At 31.6% G+C, this 18,043-nt stretch carries 19 protein-coding genes and 1 other annotated feature; of the genes, 13 read left to right on the top strand and 6 right to left on the bottom strand.

Features of this window, described 5'->3' with window-relative positions:
* The coding region (locus tag HGPG_RS09925; RefSeq protein ID WP_019124373.1) for a stalk domain-containing protein at positions 1-1,896 on the top strand (1,896 nt) is incomplete at its 5' end.
* Positions 1,897-1,984: 88 nt separating this feature from the next.
* Here HGPG_RS09925 and HGPG_RS01970 read toward each other — a convergent pair.
* The 4 genes from HGPG_RS01970 to HGPG_RS01985 form a co-directional block, all read right to left on the bottom strand.
* Complete coding sequence (locus HGPG_RS01970) at positions 1,985-3,265, bottom strand: O-acetylhomoserine aminocarboxypropyltransferase/cysteine synthase family protein (RefSeq protein WP_019124374.1); 1,281 nt, start codon at positions 3,263-3,265, stop codon at positions 1,985-1,987.
* Between the two features lie 102 nt (positions 3,266-3,367).
* Positions 3,368-3,609 (bottom strand) — a binding site (T-box leader).
* Between the two features lie 73 nt (positions 3,610-3,682).
* Positions 3,683-4,396 (bottom strand): ABC transporter permease, encoded by a 714-nt coding sequence (locus HGPG_RS01975; RefSeq protein WP_019124375.1) that lies wholly within the window; start codon positions 4,394-4,396, stop codon positions 3,683-3,685.
* Positions 4,397-4,405: 9 nt separating this feature from the next.
* Complete coding sequence (locus tag HGPG_RS01980; protein WP_019124376.1) at positions 4,406-5,161, bottom strand: ABC-2 transporter permease family protein; 756 nt, start codon at positions 5,159-5,161, stop codon at positions 4,406-4,408.
* A gap of 4 nt (positions 5,162-5,165) precedes the next feature.
* Positions 5,166-6,062, bottom strand: coding sequence for an ABC transporter ATP-binding protein (locus HGPG_RS01985; RefSeq protein ID WP_036731373.1), 897 nt, complete (start codon positions 6,060-6,062; stop codon positions 5,166-5,168).
* A gap of 131 nt (positions 6,063-6,193) precedes the next feature.
* Between HGPG_RS01985 and HGPG_RS01990 the strand changes: the two genes are divergently transcribed.
* The 11 genes from HGPG_RS01990 (at position 6,194) to HGPG_RS02040 (ending at position 16,532) form a co-directional block, all read left to right on the top strand.
* Positions 6,194-6,898 (top strand): response regulator transcription factor, encoded by a 705-nt coding sequence (locus HGPG_RS01990; protein WP_019124378.1) that lies wholly within the window; start codon positions 6,194-6,196, stop codon positions 6,896-6,898.
* On the top strand, positions 6,892-8,202 hold the full coding sequence (locus HGPG_RS01995; protein ID WP_019124379.1) for a sensor histidine kinase: 1,311 nt from the start codon (positions 6,892-6,894) through the stop codon (positions 8,200-8,202). Before HGPG_RS01990 ends, HGPG_RS01995 begins: the two co-directional genes overlap by 7 nt.
* A 108-nt stretch (positions 8,203-8,310) precedes the next feature.
* Positions 8,311-9,036, top strand: coding sequence for a YebC/PmpR family DNA-binding transcriptional regulator (locus HGPG_RS02000; protein WP_019124380.1), 726 nt, complete (start codon positions 8,311-8,313; stop codon positions 9,034-9,036).
* On the top strand, positions 9,036-9,695 hold the full coding sequence (gene deoC, locus HGPG_RS02005) for a deoxyribose-phosphate aldolase (RefSeq protein ID WP_019124381.1): 660 nt from the start codon (positions 9,036-9,038) through the stop codon (positions 9,693-9,695). Before HGPG_RS02000 ends, deoC begins: the two co-directional genes overlap by 1 nt.
* On the top strand, positions 9,692-10,450 hold the full coding sequence (gene lgt / locus HGPG_RS02010) for a prolipoprotein diacylglyceryl transferase (protein ID WP_019124382.1): 759 nt from the start codon (positions 9,692-9,694) through the stop codon (positions 10,448-10,450). Before deoC ends, lgt begins: the two co-directional genes overlap by 4 nt.
* 39 nt (positions 10,451-10,489) lie before the next feature.
* Complete coding sequence (locus tag HGPG_RS02015; protein WP_019124383.1) at positions 10,490-11,101, top strand: epoxyqueuosine reductase QueH; 612 nt, start codon at positions 10,490-10,492, stop codon at positions 11,099-11,101.
* Entirely contained in the window at positions 11,098-12,273 is a 1,176-nt protein-coding gene (locus HGPG_RS02020; RefSeq protein ID WP_019124384.1) for a CapA family protein, read from the top strand. The genes HGPG_RS02015 and HGPG_RS02020 overlap by 4 nt, the downstream gene beginning before the upstream one ends.
* Complete coding sequence (locus HGPG_RS02025) at positions 12,270-12,959, top strand: tRNA1(Val) (adenine(37)-N6)-methyltransferase (protein ID WP_019124385.1); 690 nt, start codon at positions 12,270-12,272, stop codon at positions 12,957-12,959. Before HGPG_RS02020 ends, HGPG_RS02025 begins: the two co-directional genes overlap by 4 nt.
* On the top strand, positions 12,956-13,750 hold the full coding sequence (gene rsmI, locus HGPG_RS02030; protein WP_019124386.1) for a 16S rRNA (cytidine(1402)-2'-O)-methyltransferase: 795 nt from the start codon (positions 12,956-12,958) through the stop codon (positions 13,748-13,750). The genes HGPG_RS02025 and rsmI overlap by 4 nt, the downstream gene beginning before the upstream one ends.
* Positions 13,747-14,691 (top strand): DNA double-strand break repair nuclease NurA, encoded by a 945-nt coding sequence (locus HGPG_RS02035; RefSeq protein WP_019124387.1) that lies wholly within the window; start codon positions 13,747-13,749, stop codon positions 14,689-14,691. The genes rsmI and HGPG_RS02035 overlap by 4 nt, the downstream gene beginning before the upstream one ends.
* 8 nt (positions 14,692-14,699) lie before the next feature.
* A complete protein-coding gene (locus tag HGPG_RS02040) occupies positions 14,700-16,532 on the top strand; it encodes an ATP-binding protein (protein ID WP_019124388.1) in 1,833 nt (610 codons plus the stop codon).
* Positions 16,533-16,569: 37 nt separating this feature from the next.
* On the opposite strand, the gene HGPG_RS02045 is transcribed toward HGPG_RS02040, so the two are convergent.
* Together HGPG_RS02045 and HGPG_RS02050 are read right to left on the bottom strand one after the other, a co-directional pair.
* A complete protein-coding gene (locus HGPG_RS02045; RefSeq protein ID WP_019124389.1) occupies positions 16,570-16,866 on the bottom strand; it encodes a GIY-YIG nuclease family protein in 297 nt (98 codons plus the stop codon).
* Positions 16,859-17,476: a regulatory protein RecX gene (locus HGPG_RS02050; protein WP_019124390.1), complete on the bottom strand. Its 618-nt coding sequence runs from the start codon at positions 17,474-17,476 to the stop codon at positions 16,859-16,861. The genes HGPG_RS02045 and HGPG_RS02050 overlap by 8 nt, the downstream gene beginning before the upstream one ends.
* 125 nt (positions 17,477-17,601) lie before the next feature.
* Between HGPG_RS02050 and HGPG_RS02055 the strand changes: the two genes are divergently transcribed.
* Positions 17,602-18,042, top strand: a complete 441-nt coding sequence (locus tag HGPG_RS02055) for an FHA domain-containing protein (RefSeq protein ID WP_019124391.1) — start codon at positions 17,602-17,604, stop codon at positions 18,040-18,042.
* Position 18,043: the final 1 nt, after the last annotated feature.

The raw sequence follows: 18,043 nt of genomic DNA on the forward strand, positions 1-18,043 counted from the left end.
AAATACAGTGGAAAAATAATTGACAGAGATCCAAATTTAAACTTGCCTGAAGAAAAGCAGGGACAGCTTCCTAATCAAGGTCAAAGCTTTGCAGAAAGAATTGGGAAAAATAATTTAATCCCAGTTGATATTTCTCTTTGGCAAGGGGACTTAATTAATTGGAAGGATGGAGTTGAGTTAGACACTTCTGTAAATAATCCTGAGCTTAGAAGAGCCTTTGATGAGGCTAAATTTGAAGGCGACGGAAGAGCTTCTAGTTTACAAGCACCAAATGGAAGCCAAGGAAAAATTGTAGTAACTTTTAAAGACAAATCTTCTATTGAAGTTAAAGATCAAAAGCTTTATGTTTTTCCACATGTAACTGCTTCTACTTATGCAAATACGCCAAAGGATGCAGTAACAACAACTTTCTTCCTAGGAGAGGGAAGTAAAGTTAAAAGTGGTTTAAATGAACAGGTGGGAGACGCAGAACATCCTATTCCTTTCCAAACCTTTAAGATAAAACCAGGTACAAATATTCATGACTTCCAGCTGCCAACTAATAAGAATATTTTTGATAATATTTCTGCCATGCCAGCTGATGATTCTTATTCTGATCTTAAATGGGAGCCAGAAAATTATATTGTTAGTGAAAACAATAAGTCCTTTACTGCAAGAGTTGTTAAGTCATTTAAAATAAGTTTTGAGTTTAATGGTTATGATTCCGACAAGGGTAATGAGGAGATTAATTCTTTACCACAAGAATTAATGGATAAAATGCCAAGTGAGATTAAGGTTAAAAAGGGAGAAGCCTATGAACCAACTAAACCAGAAAACTTCGTTGAAACTCTAAAAGATGGTTCTGGAGAAGTTACAAAGGTTTATGAATGGACTTTTGCTGGATGGAATCCAACAAAATTTTTAAAAGTAGAAAAAGATGAAAAAATTTCTGGCACTTGGAAGAGAAAACAAGCAACATCTGCTAAACCTACTGCTGACAAAGTAACTGAAGGCGACAAGTTCATTAAGGGTAAAGGTATCTCTGGCTCAATAATAAAAATTTATCTTGGAGAGAAGAAAGTTCTTGAGGCTAAAGTTTCTGATGGCGGAAATTGGGAAGTTAAATTAGATAGGGAAGTAAAGAAGGGCGACAAGCTTTACTTTACGCAAATTGAAAAAGGAAAAAAAGAATCTGATAAAGTAGAATCAAGTGTTGTTGAAAAAACAAAGCCAAACCCAAATCCAAATCCTAACCCTAACCCTAACCCTAACCCTAACCCTAACCCTAACCCTAACCCTAACCCTAATCCTAAACCAGACCAAAAGCCAAATCCTAAACCAGATCAAAAGCCAAATCAAAAACCAAGCTCTAAGCCAAGACCTAGGACAGGAAATATTTTTCCAAATCTTAAAAATAGGGATTACAATAAAAATTCTAGCGAGATTAAAACTTACCTAGCTAAAAGCAAAATTAATGATAATAAAAATAAGGGCCTAAGACACATCATAAATGTTTTAAGTGGAGAATACGAAATTGTTAAAGATGGAGTTTCTCAAAAGAAAAGAATGGATGTTGTTCCTGTAATAAAAAATGACAGACTTATGCTGCCACTTAGGTCTCTTGCTGAAATGATTGGCGCAAGAGTAGAATGGGATTCGCATACTAGGATTGCAACTTTTACAAATAATGGATTAGTTGCAAAAATCCAAATTGATGGAAATGAAATTGTCTTGTCTAATGGAAAAGTTATAAAAATGGATTCAAAGCCACTAAATATTAATGGAAGAATTCTTGTATCTATTTCCAATGTAGGGAATGTTTTTGGACTTACAAATGGAAATACCAAGGACGGCATTGACCAAGATATTGAATGGGATGATGTCAATAAGACAGTTACGATTAATTTAAAAAAATAAATTTTGATAAAAAGAAAATTAAAGTGAAAAGAACTTGGCAATAAAACCAAGTTCTTTTTTAGTATTTAATATGGTGATGATAAATAAATTAAATAGCTTGAAGAGCTCCTTTGATATCTTCAATGATGTCTTCTGCATCTTCAATGCCCACGCTCATTCTTATTAAGTCAGAGCTAATGCCAGCTTGTTTAAGTTCTTCTTCATTCATTTGTCTGTGAGTTGTAGATGCAGGGTGTAGGACACAAGTTCTTGAGTCAGCAACATGAGTTACAACGGCTGCAAGTTTTAGTGAGTCCATGAATTTTGTAGCGGCATCTCTTCCACCCTTTACTCCAAAGGAAATTACTCCACAGGAACCTTCTGGCAAATATTTTTTTGCAAGTTCATGTTGTGAATCCTTTTCTAGGGCAGAAAAGCTTACCCAAGAAATTTTATCGTTATTTTCTAAGAATTTTGCAACTGCAAGGGCATTTTCGTAATGTCTTGGCATTCTCAAATGTAAAGTTTCAAGTCCAATGCCCAAATAAAAGGAATTTTGTGGTGATGGAATACTGCCAAGGTCCCTCATTAGAGTTGTAGTCATTTTTGTAATGTATGCACCTTTGCCAAAGCTTTCAGTATAAACTACTCCATGATAAGTTTCATCTGGCTCAGTAAGTCCTGGGAATTTGTCCTTGTGTTTTGACCAGTCAAAGTTTCCAGAGTCAATTACAGCTCCGCCAACAGAATTGGCAAATCCATTCATGTACTTTGTAGTGGAGTGAGTTACAATGTCAGCGCCCCATTCAATTGGTCTCAAGAAAATTGGAGTAGGGAAGGTGTTGTCAACTATTAGTGGCACTCCATGGTCGTGAGCAGCTTTTGCAAAAGTTTCAATGTCTAAAATTTGAAGGGATGGATTGGAAAGAGTTTCTCCAAAGACTGCCTTTGTATTTTCTTTAAATTCTTTATTTAAATCTTCAAGTGAAATTGCTGGATCAACAAAAGTTGATTCGATGCCAAGGTCCTTCATTGTGTGGGCAATTAAATTGTATGTTCCACCATAAATTGCTGAAGATGAAATTACATGGTCGCCTGCTTTTAAAATATTTAAAAGTGCATAAAAGTTTGCAGCTTGACCTGATGATGTTAAAATTCCTGCAACGCCACCTTCAAGAGCTACAATTTTATTTGCAACAGCATCATTTGTTGGGTTTGATAGTCTTGTGTAAAAGTAACCTGCTTCCTTTAAGTCGAAAAGATTACCCATTTGTTCAGATGAATCGTATTTAAAAGTTGTTGATTGAATAATTGGCAATACTCTTGGTTCACCATTTTTTGGTTCGTAACCAGCTTGTACACATAATGTTCCTAAATTTTTCTTTGTCATTTTGTCCTCCATAAATTATAAATAAATTTGTCGGCAGCTCAAAGGATTAAAAATAAATTCTGATAAGATAAAGCTTTTATAAAATAAAAAAAGCTCCCGTCCCTAAAGGACGAAAGCTGTGCTTCGTGTTACCACCTTTTTTTATTATTTTATCGCTAAAATAACCTCATAGAGTACCAACATACTCCGAACGCTATAACAGGCGTACCTGTCGCAGCCTAAACGCTTGTCTCGGTGCGATAACTCCAAGGCCATGTTCCAAGGTAATTCTTTTGATTTCTTTCACCAAATGAAATCTCTCTGTGAAAAGTTTTACAATGTACTCTCCTCTTCAAAGTCTATGTGTGCAATTATAAATAGCAAAATTTTTTTTGTCAAGTAAATTTTAATAAAAATTTTTTTAAAAATATATTTTTATCATTCATACTTTAAAAATCTATTAGATAGTATTGTAAAAAGACTTGCTTCAATTAAAGAAGATATAAGCATTTTCATGCCGCCCATTTTATCTATTAGTTCAAAATGATTTGTAGTAATAGCAAGTTTACTGGAGGCTACAATATATTGAAGTGATGGAATTATATTCTGTGCCACAAGACCAAAACCAAAAATTGAAATTAATACTGAAATAAGAACTATTAAACCTAAAGATTTTGTTTTTAAACTCAGATAATTCATTATGGAAATAATTGGAATGGAAGATAGGATACTTATTCCAACATAATAAAAGTATAGCCTTAATCCTTCAATGTTAAAGCCACATATAAATTTACCACTTAATACAAATAGTAATAAAAAATATATTTGAGTGAAGGCTATTATTATAAAGGCGATGAAGGATTTTGCCATAATAAAATTAATATTTTTTAGGGGGCTGGTCCTTATTAATTTTAATCCCGCCTTATGTTCTACTGACCATAGGCTTGAAACGATAATTGAAATAAGAGGTATTATAAAAAACATAAAGTAAAATAGTGATGTCTGAGTCCAAAGACTTTGCCATTTATTTTGTAAAACTTCTTTATTTAACAAATAATTTAGGGTCCCAAAAATATTTGCCAGAAAGGGAATTATTAATATTGTCGCTAAGAGTGAAAATAATTTTAATTTTTTTAATTCTATTTTTAACATTTTTGCCTCCTATACTTCTTTAGATAGCCTAAATTTATTATTTTTTAAGATATAAATAAGGGCAAGGAAAATATAAAATAAACTAATTAATAAAGTGAGATAATTTATATTATTCATAGTCTGCCTAAAAATCTCTCCATCTTTTACATAATTTATATTTAAGATAGTAGCAAAGAGTCCAAAGGGATTTATTTGCGATAAAACTTTTGATGTGAGCATAGTAATTATTCCTGACATTGCTCCAACGATTGAAAAGAAAAGGGAGAAGTAAATTTTTTTACTTTTAATTTCAATTATTGTAAAAATTAAGAGCATGGAAATATTAATGGATAAAGTTGTTAAAAAGTAAATTACAATTCTCTTTATCAAGTCTATATCCAAGTTAAAATTTTTGCTTTTGCTTGATAAAAATATAATTAGTAACCATTCAAGAATTTGGATTAATAAAATTTTTAAGGACAAAGTTTTAATTTTATTTAATAATATTTTTTGAACTCTTAAGCCAAGACTTATTTGCATTTGCCACATATTATTCTTTTCTTCAATCTCAATTACTTTTTTTACAAGAGATGATAGGGCAAGAGGATTAAAAAATAATGAAATTGCTAAATAAGAATCTAATATCCTTGCAAGGGGATATTTATTAACTTGAAAGTCTGTTGTCTTAAAGGCTATAAGGATAGAAAATAAATGTATGGAAAATAAAATTAAAATTGTAAAATTTAATTTTAATCCCTTATTCTTTTTTATTTCTAAATTTTTCATGGCATCACCTTGCACTTGTTTCTTGAATAAATAATTTTTCAAGACTTTCTTTTCTTTTTTCTACTCTATAAATATCAACTGTATTTACGAGGATTTTTATTATTTTTGCAACTTCTTCTTCACTTTTATTTCCCAGTACTAAATAATCATCAAGTATATTTCCTTGAGGAAGTTCAAGTAGCTTTGAAGCCTTAAGGTTATCTGAAGTCTTTAAAACAATTATTGGTGGATGGAGGTCCCTGTATTCTTTTAAAGAACCACTGTAAGTCAAAACTCCATTTTTTAAAATACCTATGTGACTTGAAATTTTTTCGATTTCATCCAAGATATGTGAGGAGATTAAAATACTTGTATTCGAATTTTTTACAATATTTTTGAATAAATCTCTCATTTCTTCAATGCCATAGGGATCAAGTCCATTAATAGGTTCATCTAAGATTAAAAATTTAGGATTACCAATAAGAGCTATGGCTATACCCAGCCTTTGCTTCATGCCAAGAGAAAAATCTCTGACTTTTTTATTTTTACTTGTAAATAACCCAACATCCTTTAAAACCTTATCAATATTATCTTTTTTTATATTTTTCATATCACAGATAAGGTCTAAATTGTCATAGGCAGTTAGATGGTCATAAAAGGATGGGTTTTCAATTAAGGAACCTAAATTTTTATTTGTTTCTTTTTGATTTTTTGCATTAATTTCCTTTCCATATAAACTTATGCTGCCAGAATCTTTTTTAACTAAACCTAGAATTGATTTCATAAGAGTAGACTTTCCAGCTCCATTGGGACCTATAAGCCCAAAAATACTTCCTTCTTCAATTTCTAAATTAATATTTTTTAAAACTAAATTTTTATCATAGGATTTGCTAAGATTTTCGATTTTTAAAATATTCGTCATTATATTCTCCCTTCTTTTTTTATTCATTATAAATAGACTCCATAACACAAGGGTTTTAAGTAGATTACTTTTACATCACAATTACAAATATTAAATTTTTATGTGATAAAATAAGCCTAAAGGAGAAAGAAATGAATAATTTTAGAGATGCAAGGATACTATTAGTTGACGATGAAGATTATTTGATAACTAGTATGTATAAATTTTTAAAAAACAAGGGCTATAACAATGTTATGACGGCAAAAAATATTAAGGAAGCAAGCTTTAAGCTTAAGAATAATAAAGTGGATTTAATGATATTAGATATAATGCTTCCCGATGGCAGCGGTTTTGATTTATTAGAGAAACTTAGGGAAAAATCTAGCTTGCCTGTGATTATTCTATCAGCCTTAAGTGGAATTGATGACAAAAAAGTTGGCTTTGACTTAGAAGTTGATGATTATATTGTTAAACCATTTTTGCCTGAAGATTTGTTATGGAGAATTGAGGCAGTCTTAAGAAGGACCTATCAAAACAAAAACGATAAAATTACCTTATTAGGTAGGATTGTCTTTGATAGGGAAAGGGCAATTTTAATAAAAAATAAGGAAGAAATACAATTAACTGCAAAACAGTTCAAAATTTTAGATTATCTTGCTATTAATATTAATAAAATTGTTTCAATAGACCAAATAATAGATAGGTGCTGGGAGGAAAGTTTTGGCTACGAAAACACACTTATTACTCACATTTATAGGTTAAGGGATAAACTTGAAGATGATCCAGCAAATCCAAAAATACTTATTACAGTAAAGGGCTTGGGTTACAAGTTACTTGGAGATAATAAAGAATGTTAAATTATTTTTTTAAAAAACTAAAAAAATTCGCCTTATTTGTATTTATTTTATTAATGTTAATGATTTTGAGTTTAATTGGAATTTTTTATTCAAGTTTTAAATTTTCAAAAAAATATATAGAGCCAAGCAAGGTATTTGAATTTGTAGAAAAGAATAAAGATGTGGGTAAAGCTAAAGAAATTTATTTTACTATTGAGAATAAGAAATACCTAGAAGATAAAAATATTTGGGCAATAAGAATTGATAAAAATGGAGAAGTAATTGAAAGTTTTAACAAGCCTCAAGAGGTTAAAAATAAATTTGACATAAGTGATGTTGTAAGATTTACTAGGTATTACTTAAATGATTATCCTGTCTTTACCTTTGTAGTAGGTGATGGAATATTAGTTTTAGCTTATCCAAAAAATTCCTTAGATAAGCTACCCTTTAATTATTATAATTATGATTTGGCAAAAATAAATTTTTTTATCTTTATAATCAGTGTTGTCTTCTTTGTCCTATTAGTTTATATATTTTATCTGCATGAAGTTAAAAGTATTTTTAAGAAATTAAACCCACTTCAAGAAGCTATAAATAATGTTTTTGACCATGATTATAAAAAGCTCCAAGAGGAGGGAGAATTAAAAGAAATTTCTGAGACTATTAATGAGGCTAATAGCAATTACATTAAGCTAAAGGAAAGTCAATCTAGTTGGCTTAGAGGAATCAGTCACGACATAAGGACTCCTCTCACAAAGCTTTCCTGGGAACTGGAAGGTCTTAAAACAAGGGAAAACTCAGTGGAAATTGAAAAAATGGAAGATCAAATTATAAAGATAAGTAAAATTATAGAGGACTTAAATTTGACCAATAGCCTTGAAAACCTAAGTGATGAGCATTTTGAATATAGGGATCCAATTTCTGTTATAAGAAAGTTGATTGTGAATAGTTTAAATGAAAATCCCAGCAAGGATCTTATTTTTGAAAATAGAATAAATAAAGAAGTAAAAATTAAAATGGAGGACCATTTATTTTATAGGATGCTGGAAAATATTTTAAATAATAGCATTAAATATGGAAAGGGAAAAACTTATATAATTTATGACCTTATAGATAAAAAATTGCTAATCTCAATTAAAGATGAAGAAGGTACAATTGAAGATAGGGTAATAAATAGACTATATGAAGAAAATCTATCTGAAATTCAGACTCATGGCATGGGCTTATTTGTGTCAAAACAAATTTGCAAACTTCATAAGGGAAAAATGGAAGTTAAAAATCTATCTCCAGGTGTAATAGTTTCCTTTACTTTTGATATAAAATAAAAAGTACAAGAATCTTCTACTTATGTCCATACTATTGACGATTTGTTAAAGTATGTAATATAATAATCAATATGCTAAAAATAGCGATTTATATAGAAAGGTGATTAAATGTCAGGACATTCTAAATGGAATAATATTAAGAATAAAAAAGGTAAGGAAGACGCAAAGAAGGGCAAGATTTTTACTAAACTTGCTAGACAAATAACTGTTGCTGCTAAGGAAGGTGGACTTGATCCAGATTACAATCCATCTCTTAAGGTTGCCATTGATAAGGCTAAGGCTGAAAATATGCCTAACGACAACATCGATAGGGCAATTGCAAAAGCTGGCGGCGGAGATAATGACGATAACTTTGAAGAAATTGTTTATGAAGGTTATGGTCCAGGTGGAGTTGCCGTTATGGTAAATTGTTTGACAGACAATAGAAATAGAACTGCACCAGATGTAAGACATTTATTTGACAAGTATGCTGGAAATCTTGGACAACCTGGTTGTGTTTCTTTTATGTTTGACAAAAAGGGTTCTCTTGGAGTTCTAAAGGAAGGACTTGACGAAGATGAATTTACTCTTACTGCCATTGATGCAGGAGCTGAAGATGTAATCGATAGGGGAGAAGCCTTTGAAATTGTAACTGCTCCTGAAGATTATATTGAAGTTAGAAAAGTTTTAGAAGATGCTGGACATTCTTTTATTGAATCTGAAATAACTTACATCCCACAAACTACAACTGAGCTTACTGATGAAGATGACATTAAAAATATGGATAAGTTAATTGACGCCTTGGAAGACAATGACGATGTAACTGATGTCTACACTTCTTGGGAGAGAGATTAATGGAAATTAATAGAATTATAGACCATACACTTTTAAAGCCTGAAGCAAGTGAAGAGCAAATTGAAAAACTTGTTAAGGAAGCAATAGAATATAATTTCTTTTCAGTTTGTGTAAATCCAACTTGGGTAAAAAAATGTGCTGAAATGTTAAAGGATACTGGCGTAAAAGTCTGTACTGTTATTGGTTTTCCTTTAGGGGCAAACACTCTAGAAACTAAAGCCTTTGAAACAAAAAACGCTCTTGAAAATGGCGCAGACGAAATTGACATGGTCATTAACATTGGCTACATGAAGTCAAAGAAATTTGACGAAGTTGAAAATGAAATTGCTGAGCTTGCAAAAATTTGTCATGACAAGGGCGCAATATTGAAAGTAATTTTAGAAAACTGCCTTTTAACTAAGGATGAAATAAAAAAAGCCTGCCAACTTGCTGATAAAGCTGGAGCTGATTTTGTAAAGACTTCAACTGGTTTTTCAACTTCAGGAGCTGATGCAGAAGATGTTAAACTCATGAAGGAATCTGTTTCTGACAGGGTTAAAGTAAAGGCAAGTGGTGGAATTAGAGACTATAAAAAAGCAATGGAAATGGTAAATAATGGAGCAGATAGACTTGGTGTCTCAGCCGGTCTTGCAATTTATAAGGAGAGCAAATCATTATGAGAATAAATCCCGTTGCCTTTACAATTTTTGGAATAGAAGTAAAGTGGTACGGAATTTTAATAGCCCTTGGAGTCTTTTTAGGCATATTTTTTACTGAAAAAATGGCAGAAAAGAAAAATTATAGCAGGGGTCTTTATAAGGATATTTCCACAGATGTTTCTCTCTTTGCAGTTTTAATTGGAGTTCTTGGCGCAAGGCTTTACTATGTAATTTTTGAGTGGGAATATTATAGCCAGCACTTAGATGAGATTTATGCCATAAGAAATGGCGGACTTGCCATTTATGGAGGCATCATAGCTGGTGGACTTACTATTTATTTTTTCTGCAAGCGAAAAAAAGTAAACTGCTTGACACTACTTGACTGTGTTGCGCCAGGTCTTGCCCTTGCACAAGCAATTGGCAGATGGGGAAATTATATCAACGGCGAAGCTCACGGTGGCGTAACAGATGTACCTTGGGCAATTTTAGTTGATGGACAGAGAGTTCATCCAACATTTTTTTACGAATCAATAGTGAATTTTTCAATTTTCTTGTTTTTGTACTTTTATCTTTCAAAAAGACAAAAATTTGAGGGTCAACTTATTTCTGTTTACACTATAGTTTATGGTATAGCAAGATTTTTCATTGAAGGAATGAGAACAGATTCACTTTATATTGGTGATTTTAGAGTATCTCAACTTGTCAGTATTGGCATAATAATTTTTGGGATTGCAATTAGACTTATAGCTAAGAAGGAACAAAAGAATATAAAATAATTTGGACTAGGCAACTAGTCTAATTTTTTAGGTGATATTTTGAATAAAATTAATTACAATTTGGAAATGGAAAAAGTTATAAAAAATATTAGTGGGGAAGATAAGCCTAAACTTCTTTTGCACTCTTGTTGTGGTCCCTGCTCCTCTGCTGTCTTGGAGAGAATAAGTGACTATTTTGACATTGACGTCTTTTATTACAATCCTAACATAGACAGCGCAGATGAGTTTTATAGAAGGTCTGATGAGCAAATTAAGCTTGTAGAAGACTTGGGACTTGATGATAAAATTGATGTGAAAGTTATAAAATACAAGCACCAAGAATTTTTATCTTACATCAAGGGCTTTGAAAAATATGAGGAAGGCGGAGCCAGATGCTTTAGGTGTTATAGGCAAAGGCTTGAGGCAGCAGCCAAGTATGCTGCAGAAAATAATTACGACTACTTCACAACAACTCTTTCCATTTCACCCCACAAGGATTCACAAATTTTAAATCGATTAGGTAAATTTCTTTCAGAAAAATATAAGGTTAACTATTTATTTTCAGATTTTAAAAAGAAAAATGGTTTTAAGAGGTCAGTTGAGCTAACTGATAAATTTAATATGTATAGACAAGATTATTGTGGTTGCGAATTTAGCAGAGGTGAAGATTGAAAAACATAAAAAATATTTTCATTATTACTGTAATTTTTATTTTGACACTGGGACTTTATCTTTCCTATACTATGGATTTTGATTTTAGCAATAATGAAAATAAAACAGGGGAAGCTAAAAATTTAAAAACTGAAGAAACAAAAAAGGAAGACAAGTCAGAAGTAAAAATCCTTGCCATGGGGGATATGATTTTTCATCAACCTATTGTAAAAAATTATAGGAGCAATGATACTTACGACTTCGCGCCAATTTTTGCCAATATTTCTGCTGACATCAATGAAGCAGACCTTGCCCTAGCAAACTTTGAAGGCTCAGTAAATTCAAATAGAAAGTTATCAGGGTTTCCACTTTTTAATTTTCCTAAGGAAACAATTTATTCTTTAAAAAATGCTGGATTTGATGCACTTTCGACTGCAAACAATCACGCCCTGGACACAGGACTTGATGGTATAGGGGAAACTATCTCCCACATAAAGGAAAGTGGCATGAAAAATTTTGGAACTCTTACAGAAGATGGCGACAAGGGAATAATTGTTGAAAAAAATGGAATAAAAATTGGACTTATTTCCTTTACAGACACATTAAATGGCATGGATTCTTTGATGAGAGGTAAAGAATACTCTGTTAACACCTTTGCTCAAGATGTGAAGTCTGACATTCAAAATTTAAAGGACAATTCTGATATTGTTATTGTCTATCCTCATTGGGGAAACGAATATCAACTAGTGCCAAATGAAAGGCAGATTTTTTTAAAGGAAATGCTGCAAGATGCTGGTGCCGATATTATTTTGGGCTCTCATCCTCATGTGCTTCAAAGATATGAAGTTGAAGATAAAAATGATAAAAAATATTTTACTATTTATTCTATGGGCAATGCTCTTTCAAACCAAAGAGTAGAAAATTTAAAAAAATCTGGTGTAGATACTGGTGCCATAATCAAATTAGTCATAGAGAAGGACAATGTAAGCGGCGAAACGAAATTAAAATCCTATGGTGTTTATCCAACCTATGTCAACAGATATTATGCTAATGGAAAATTAAATTATAATTTAGTAAAGTTAGAAGACCTAATGCCAGGGGGAAAGCTTGATGGTGTCACTACAGAGGAATTAAAGGCAAAGGCGGATAAGAAATATAAGGAAGCTTTAAAGGTTTTAAAGGGTGAAATATGAAAAGGGACAAGGTTCCAGGTACAAATTTTATAATTTTTCAAGATGAAGATGAGTTTAAATACACCAGCGATGCTTTGATTTTGTCTTCCTTTGTCAAAGGTGGACAAAGAGCTCTAGACCTTGGCTGTGGAAATGGAATTTTATCTCTAAGAATTTGTCCTAGATTCGGTGAAGTTCACGCAGTTGATAAAAATAAAAATGTCTTGAAAGCCTTAAAAAAATCTATTTCATTTAACAAATTAGAAGATAAAATAAATTTGCTAGAAGAAGATATTTTTAACTTAAAAAATTATTATGCTACAAATTATTTTGACGCAGTGGTTTTTAATCCGCCTTACTACGATTATGATAATATGAAGTTTGAGACAACCCAAGCCAAGCATTTTTTTGACATAGATGCTAGCCTTTACATAATTAATTATCTGCTCAAAAATTCTGGCAGTCTTTATATAATTTATCCTACTTATAGACTTGCAGAAGTGATATATATGATAAATAAGAAGGGGCTAAAGGTAAAGAATATTATAAATATTCATGGAAATAAAAATAAAAAGGCAAAATCATCTATAATTATTGCAAAAAAGCAGGCGAATTTTGGCAATGATTTTAGAGATTTTTACATAAGAGATGGTTTAGATTACACAGATGAGATGAAAAGAGTTTATAAAAACGAGGTGATACTGTGATTTATTTTTGCCCAACACCTATTGGGAATTTAGGCGACATAACCCTAAGGACAATTGAAATTTTAAAGTCCGTTGACACTATTTTTGCTGAGGACACAAGAGTTACAGTAAAACTTTTAAATCACTACGACATAAAGGCAGAGCTTAGAACTTACCACAAGTTTAACGAAGCTGAAATGTCCGAAAAAATTATTGAGAACATAAAGGATAAAGACATAGCCCTTGTAACTGACGCAGGCATGCCTGGCATATCTGACCCAGGTGCTGTTCTTGTGAAAAAATTAATCGAAGAGGACATTGATTTTAGAGTTTTACCTGGTGCCAACGCAGCCTTAACAGCCCTGGTTTTATCTGGGCTTGACACAGACCATTTTCTTTTCTATGGATTTACATCAAATAAATCTTCTGCAAGGAAGAAGGAATTTGAAGCCTTAAAGGACTTAAAATTTACTTTAATTTTTTACGAGGCACCTCATAGGATCAAGGACTTTTTAAAGGATGTCAACGAAGTTTTTGGCGAGAGAAAAATTTCCATATCCAGAGAAATTACTAAGGTCTTTGAAGAAACTATTAGGTCTACTACATCAGAGATACTTGAAAAAGATATAAGAGAAAAGGGCGAATTTGTAATTTGCTTAGAGGGAAAGACTGAAGAAGAGACCTATGACATAAGAGAACTCTTGCAAGAAGAATTAAAAAAGGGAATGAAAAAATCTCAAGCTGTTAAGGAAGTTTCAAAAAAATATAATATTCCAAAGAATGATGTTTACAAGGAGAGTTTGGATTTATGATAAATTTAAATGAACTTGAAGGACAAATAAAAGATGTAAATATAAATTTAAGGGACAAGTACGACTTTGTTTTTAAATTAAACAACGAAGATTTTAGGAATCAAATAAATAGCCAAGTTGGAAAAATTATAAAAATGGAGAAATTTCACAAGGAAGAAATTTCAAAATACAAGAGGACAGTTGGAGTTGATGGTTCTAACAACAGGTCTGGCGGAGCCTTTCCTCACTTTATAGAAATTTTCCAAGGTCTTGCCAAGTCCACAGATGGCAATGAAGTTTATAAGACCAAGGTCTATACGCCCACACTAAATTCACTCTTTGATGAGCAAAATCTTTCACAAAAACTTTTGGCGACTATTGAAATTGAAACGGCACTGGAATACATTGACAAATACGATTTTGATTATTTGATGATGGACGGTGGTTTCATAAGATATAAAATCAACTGTCTTGATTTATTTAAAGAACTTCGAGATAAATGTGAGAGGAAAAATATCATTCTCTTTGGAGTTATTAAAGACATCAAGACGAACGTCATATCAAGAAGTCTTGAAATTGACGAATCTATTTACGACAGAGAAATTTTATTTAATAGATTAAAAACTGGAGAAGCAATTTTAATTAAAAATGAAATAAATAAAAAATTCATCAAAGACGGAATGGGCGAGGGCTTTTCTTCTGCATTTATGAGGACTTCAAAGTTCCCAGGAGCAGTTGGAGTGGATATTTTAGATACGCAAGAGGATTACCTTGGAGAAATTTGCAATTTGATTTACACGCTTACACCCATGTCATCAAGGGGAGTGCCTCTTTGGCTTGACATAGTGGACAAGGATGTAAAAATTACAGATGATATTTTAAAAATGCTTTTAGAAGAATATTTGGACAGAGATGTTTACGAAAGATTTTTTATTTCTGAAAGAGACAAGAGAACTTTATAGGAGGAAAAATGAAGGTACTTGGAATTACTACCACAAGGGAAGTATATATTGGTTCAAAGGAAAAAAACTTTAGAAACAATGAATATTTAATAGTTGAAGACCCAGTTCAAGGCGATATCATTGGAGAAGTTGTAGATTCAAAGACTTTTAACAGATTTATTCCTCTGGATATTGGCGGAGATTTTATTGACAGTGATGTCTTATCTTCTCTAGGCTCTATGGGTTATGATGTTGGCGATGAAACAGTTTATGTTGCAAAACTAAGATTTTTTGAGGAGTTACTTTATCCACCTTTAACTGGAAGTGACTTGAGGGCACCAGAATTTAATGAAATTAAAAATTTATTAATAGACACTAAGCCAAATAATTCATTGATTCTCGGTTCCATAAAAAACACTGACAATATTGCTGAAAGCATGGATGATATTTATAAAAATCTCTTCAGCACTTTTGAAAACAATGAATACTTAAAGCAAAGGGAGCTTCCTTATTTATTTGACTATAAGTCCATGCACCAATACCCACACATAGGAGTCTTTGGCGGATCAGGTTCTGGTAAGTCCTTTGGCTTAAGAGTTGTACTAGAAGAATTAATGGAAATGGGCGTGCCTGCCATAGTAATGGACCCTCATTATGAAATGGATTTTTCTAATAATTCTGAAATTTCTGATAAAAATTATTCTGACAAGTTCAAGTGTCTTGAGATTGGTCTCCACACAGGAATTAAATTTCAAGAACTACAAAAAAGAGACTTAAAAAATCTTTTAAATGCAGCATCACCTTTAACAGATTCTATGAAAAATGTTATTGATGTAATGTTAGCCAAGGGCTCAAGCTATGAGTCCTTTAAAAATAAGCTAGACATGCTTTTGGAAGGGCAAGAAATTGGTTCAAGAGATAAAATAATTGCAGAAATTGCGGCAGAACCAGACACAAGTAAAAAGAATAGGCTAGAAGAAGTTCTTGATGTATATGAAAGATATGACAAGACTTGTAATTCAATGAGTGTGCGTGGAGTCTTGTGGAGACTTATTAATCTACAAAACGAGGGAATTTTCTCCCACAATATTGACGAGCTCTTGGATTTATTAAAGAGAAGAAAATTAGTTGTTCTTCAAGGCTCAACTAGAATGATAAATGTATTTTCAACTTATCTTTTGGCGAAATTATATTATCTAAGGAAGGAATATAGGGACGAACTTTACAGAAACAATGCAAAGGTAGACTATTTTCCACCTTTTGTAATAATTACTGACGAAGCCCACAATTTTGCACCAAAGGGTTTTGACACTCCATCAAAAAGTATTTTGCGTGAAATTTCTCAAGAGGGAAGAAAGTATGGAGTATTTTTAATTCTTGCAACGCAAAGGCCGACGCTTTTAGATGAAACAATTACAGCACAGCTAAACACAAAACTAATTTTTAGAACTGTAAGGGCATCTGACATTGACACAATAAAAGAAGAAACAGACCTTTCATCAGATGAGACCAAGAGACTTCCATATTTGAGTTCAGGCGATGTATTTATTTCATCAGCAAAAAAAGGTCGCACATCCTTTGTAAGAATTAGGGCGGCAAACACACTTTCACCTCACACAGAAAATCCCTTTGATGAACTTGAAGGCCATGAAAATGAAGAATATGAAAAGTTTTTTATGGACATAAAGGATTTACTTCCAATTGATGCTTCAAATTTAAGTGTGGTTTTAATGAATTACAATAAAAAATCTGGAGAAAATTTGTCCTACGACGACTTAAAAAATAAGTTAGATGAATTATGCCAAAGAGACTTTATAGAAAAAGAAGATAACTTTTTAACGGAAATGTATAAAATCAAGTAAAAAATAACTGACTCTATAAAAATTTTAGAGTCAGTTTTTATTTTTCAGTCTTTTTTAAAATATATTCATCATACAAGTCTTGAAGGGATAATTTTTTTTCAATTAATTTAATTTTATCTTTGCGGCTTAAAGTTTTTATAAAATATTCTTTTTTTAGGGCGTCGGACTTGTCCTTGCACTTTTCACTAAAGACCATTACAAGGGGGAGTCTTGAGGCAGTATACTTTGATGCAATGCCCTTATTGTGAGCCTTAAGTCTCTTGTCTAAGTCATTGGTATAGCCAGTGTAAAGGCTTCCATCTCCACACTTTAAAATATATACGAAGCTAGACATTTAAGTCTCCCCCTAAAAACTCATCAACTGCAAAATTTATAATTTCAAATTCAAAGCCCCGACCCTGCAAATATTTTTTTGCCGAATTTATTTTTTTGGGGTCTTTTTCCTCTGCATCTAATTTTTTACTGAGAAGGTCTTCTGCATTTAGATATTCAAGTTCATAGTCGTAATCTCTCATAATTTTTTCTATTATGTCATTTTTAATTCCCTTAGACCTTAGCATATAAACAATCTTTATCTTACCGTATTTTTTTATATTCATGGCATCATTTAAGTAACGCCTTGCATAGTCTTCGTCATTTAAATATTTTTTCTCATTTAAAATTGGAATAACTGTGTCAATAATTTCAACACTAATTTTATTTTTATACAAGTAGTCAATGAGTTGTTTTTCAGTTTTATTTCTTTGCAAAAATCTATAGGACAAAAGAAGTGCTTCAGTCTTTTCATCTTCAAATTTTAATTTATCTATAATTTCATCTTCAACTTCTTGACCCTTATAGAGTCCAAACTCAATAAGAGTTTCTTCAGAAATTTCAATTTCCTCGCCGCTGTCAAAGAGAATGTGAAATTTTTTCTTTTCAAAACTTATATTTGATATAATCATTTTATCACCAAATTAATTTTAACATAAAATTTGAAAATCCCCAATTCATCTAAATTAACAAAATGTGGAAAAATAAAAGCAAAGAGTATATAATTATATAGAGTTTAAGACAAAAGAGGTGCAATATGTTTGAGTTAATCTCGCAAGTGTTGAGATATGTTTTTATAATCTTAATTTATCTTTTTATTTTTAGTATTTTAAGATTAATGTATCTTGATGTAAAAAGCATGACAAATAGAGGAGACTCTCTTGACGATGCTTATTTAAAAGTAGTGAATAGACTTGATTCCTTGGACTTTAAAATGCAGGAGTATTATGTAATTGATGGTGACTTAACTCTTGGCAGAAGTTCAAGAAATGACATAGTTATAAAAGATAAATTCGTAAGTAAAAACCATTTAAAAATTCATGATGACAGTGAGGCTTATTATATTGAGGACCTTGGGTCTGCCAATGGAACTTTTTTAAATGGTGCAAAAATTGATCCTAATGAGTTAATTGAACTTCAAAACAATGACAAAATTGGAGTTGGATTTATTCAATTTATTTTTGTAGATAAAAGGTGAA

The sequence above is a fragment of the Peptoniphilus grossensis ph5 genome (genome assembly GCF_000311825.1).
In the GTDB taxonomy this organism is placed as follows: Bacteria; Bacillota; Clostridia; order Tissierellales; family Peptoniphilaceae; genus Peptoniphilus_A; species Peptoniphilus_A hominis.

Coding starts and splice junctions, on each gene's coding strand:
- HGPG_RS01980 (WP_019124376.1), bottom strand. CDS start 5,161: ATGAAAAATTTAGAAATAAAAAAGAATAAGGGATTAAAATTAAATTTT.
- HGPG_RS02040 (WP_019124388.1), top strand. CDS start 14,700: ATGAAGGTACTTGGAATTACTACCACAAGGGAAGTATATATTGGTTCA.
- HGPG_RS02055 (WP_019124391.1), top strand. CDS start 17,602: ATGTTTGAGTTAATCTCGCAAGTGTTGAGATATGTTTTTATAATCTTA.
- lgt (WP_019124382.1), top strand. CDS start 9,692: ATGAGAATAAATCCCGTTGCCTTTACAATTTTTGGAATAGAAGTAAAG.
- HGPG_RS01970 (WP_019124374.1), bottom strand. CDS start 3,265: ATGACAAAGAAAAATTTAGGAACATTATGTGTACAAGCTGGTTACGAA.
- HGPG_RS01995 (WP_019124379.1), top strand. CDS start 6,892: ATGTTAAATTATTTTTTTAAAAAACTAAAAAAATTCGCCTTATTTGTA.
- HGPG_RS02025 (WP_019124385.1), top strand. CDS start 12,270: ATGAAAAGGGACAAGGTTCCAGGTACAAATTTTATAATTTTTCAAGAT.
- HGPG_RS01990 (WP_019124378.1), top strand. CDS start 6,194: ATGAATAATTTTAGAGATGCAAGGATACTATTAGTTGACGATGAAGAT.
- HGPG_RS02050 (WP_019124390.1), bottom strand. CDS start 17,476: ATGATTATATCAAATATAAGTTTTGAAAAGAAAAAATTTCACATTCTC.
- HGPG_RS02035 (WP_019124387.1), top strand. CDS start 13,747: ATGATAAATTTAAATGAACTTGAAGGACAAATAAAAGATGTAAATATA.
- HGPG_RS02000 (WP_019124380.1), top strand. CDS start 8,311: ATGTCAGGACATTCTAAATGGAATAATATTAAGAATAAAAAAGGTAAG.
- HGPG_RS01975 (WP_019124375.1), bottom strand. CDS start 4,396: ATGTTAAAAATAGAATTAAAAAAATTAAAATTATTTTCACTCTTAGCG.
- deoC (WP_019124381.1), top strand. CDS start 9,036: ATGGAAATTAATAGAATTATAGACCATACACTTTTAAAGCCTGAAGCA.
- HGPG_RS01985 (WP_036731373.1), bottom strand. CDS start 6,062: ATGACGAATATTTTAAAAATCGAAAATCTTAGCAAATCCTATGATAAA.
- HGPG_RS02045 (WP_019124389.1), bottom strand. CDS start 16,866: ATGTCTAGCTTCGTATATATTTTAAAGTGTGGAGATGGAAGCCTTTAC.